Origin of the sequence: Mesorhizobium sp. M7A.F.Ca.CA.004.04.2.1 (assembly GCF_004022825.1) — a bacterium.
Classification (GTDB): domain Bacteria; phylum Pseudomonadota; class Alphaproteobacteria; order Rhizobiales; family Rhizobiaceae; genus Mesorhizobium.
Genome location: NZ_RZPH01001460.1, coordinates 1 through 1,048 on the forward strand (window position 1 = coordinate 1; position 1,048 = coordinate 1,048).

Here is a 1,048-nt window from a genome sequence, read left to right on the forward strand (position 1 = left end):
TTTGGCGCCCCTGGGTCGAGGAGAAGGCCAAGGCCGACCTCGACGGATTGTCGGCCAAGCTCGGCGACCAGCAGGCGTTCGCCCGGGTCGTGCGCGAGATGCTCGCCTCCATGGAGATGGCCGAGGAACTCGGCGACGACCAGGAGACGGAAGATTCCGAGGACAATGACGACAACCAGCCGCAAGGCGAGGAGCAGAGCGAGGAGGGTGGCGAAGAGGATTCCGGCTCCGAGCAGTCGCAGTCCGAGGATGCCGAAGCTTCCGCCGATGACGAACAGTCGGCCGAGACGGAAGCCTCCGACGCCACCGCCGACGATCTGTCCGACGATGACGACGCCGATGCCGAAACACCCGGCGAGGCGCGCCGCAACGACAATCCCTTCACCAATCTGCCGAAGGAGATCGACTACAAGGTCTTCACCACGGCTTTCGACGAGACGGTCGGCGCCGAGGAGCTGTGCGAAGAGGAAGAACTCGACCGGCTGCGCGCCTTCCTCGACAAGCAACTGGCCAATCTGTCCGGCGTCGTTGGGCGGCTGGCCAACCGGCTACAGCGCCGGCTGATGGCACAACAGAACCGCTCCTGGGATTTCGACCTGGAAGAAGGTTACCTCGACCCGGCAAGGCTGGTGCGGGTCGTCATTGACCCGATGCAGCCGCTGTCGTTCAAGCAGGAGCGCGACACCAAATTTCGCGACACGGTGGTGACGCTGGTGCTCGACAATTCCGGCTCGATGCGCGGCCGGCCGATCACGGTCGCCGCCACCTGCGCCGACATATTGGCGCGCACGCTGGAGCGTTGCGGTGTCTCGGTCGAGATCCTCGGCTTCACGACACGGGCGTGGAAGGGCGGGCAGGCGCGCGAGAAATGGCTGAAGGATGGCAAGCCGCCGAATCCTGGCCGGCTCAACGATCTGCGCCACATCATCTACAAGTCCGCCGACCATCCATGGCGGCGGGCACGGCGCAATCTCGGCCTGATGATGCGCGAAGGCCTGCTCAAGGAAAATATCGACGGCGAGGCGCTGCTGTGGGCGCACAACCGGCT

The 1,048-nt window shown here is 65.0% G+C and carries 1 pseudogene; it reads left to right on the plus strand.

The annotated features are described in order from the left end of the window. Positions 1-1,048 (plus strand): annotated as a pseudogene (locus EN893_RS35375) (cobaltochelatase subunit CobT); the annotation flags it as partial.